The sequence below is a fragment of the Thermogutta sp. genome (genome assembly GCF_014359955.1).
In the GTDB taxonomy this organism is placed as follows: Bacteria; Planctomycetota; Planctomycetia; order Pirellulales; family Thermoguttaceae; genus Thermogutta.
This window is the reverse complement of record NZ_JACIYL010001110.1, coordinates 1-1,029: the sequence shown is the minus strand read 5'-3', so window position 1 is coordinate 1,029 and position 1,029 is coordinate 1. Positions and strand designations below refer to the sequence as shown.

Below are 1,029 nucleotides of genomic sequence, written 5' to 3'. Positions count from 1 at the left end.
TCCTGACTCCTCGGTCAAGAATCGCTTCAGTTGGTCTTTGCGTTCCGGGGTAAAAACCTGCTCTTGGAGACCAGGAAGCCCGACCCAGAGGCAGAGCGTCAACGGGTCTTCGAGAACGATTTGCCGCTGCACGGCATAGAGGCCGAAAAGAACTCCGTAAACTTCTAAAGGAAGAAACACCATGAGTGCGACAGCGAAAATGCAAACGAACGTGATGAGCCGCACCCTCGGCCGAACCATGCCACGCCAAACCATCCAAAAAAGAATCCTCAGTGCTTTCATGGGCTGCACCATCGGCTTTCAGTCGGAAGAAGCCATCCACTGGGTGATAGCCGTGATTCCCCCGGCCGCTTCCAGCTCGGATTTGGAAACCACACGATTCTGAAGGAGCCGCCCCACACAGTTGAACACCACAAAAGTGTCACAAAAGCCCCAGGCTTCTTGAAGATCGTGGGTTGCTATGAGTAGTGTGCGTGGAATATCAATCGTATGATCATGCAAGCGGCCCTCATGCCAGTTCCGAAGGATGGCGAGCACTGCATCGGTACTCCGTGGATCAAGGTTGCTCAGGGGCTCGTCGGCAAACACGACCACTGGATCATGGATGATCGCACGAAGCACGGCGATCCGCTGACGCTGGCCCCCCGAGAACGGGCCGAGACGATCGGCCAGGGCAATTAACTCACCATCGATGGCTTCCACCATCGTGAGGAGTTTTTCCACCTTCTGCCACCATTGGTGTTTCGAGTATCCCTGAAGTACAAGTGGCAGGGCGATATTTTCACGACATGTAAGATGGGGAAAAAGGCAAGCGGTCTGAAAAACAAACCCGAAATCGCGAAGACGGAGTCTGTCTTTCGCCGAATGATCGGCCATGCGCGTGTATTCCACGGCCTCGCCGGTCCTCGGGCAGCGGTACGTGATCAGTCCTGATTTGACCGCTTCTTCGGAAATAAGGCCCAGGAGATGGAGAAACGTCGACTTACCCACGCCGCTTCGCCCGACCACGGCGACTCTCTTTCCCAGGGG

At 55.4% G+C, this 1,029-nt stretch carries 2 protein-coding genes; both read right to left on the bottom strand.

Going from position 1 to position 1,029, the window contains the following annotated elements; genetic code table 11:
* Positions 1-240: hypothetical protein (locus H5U08_RS19725; protein WP_297037161.1), on the bottom strand; the 240-nt coding region annotated here is incomplete at its 3' end.
* A 60-nt stretch (positions 241-300) separates the two neighbouring features.
* On the bottom strand, positions 301-1,029 hold a 729-nt coding region (locus H5U08_RS19720), incomplete at its 5' end, for an ABC transporter ATP-binding protein (RefSeq protein ID WP_297037158.1).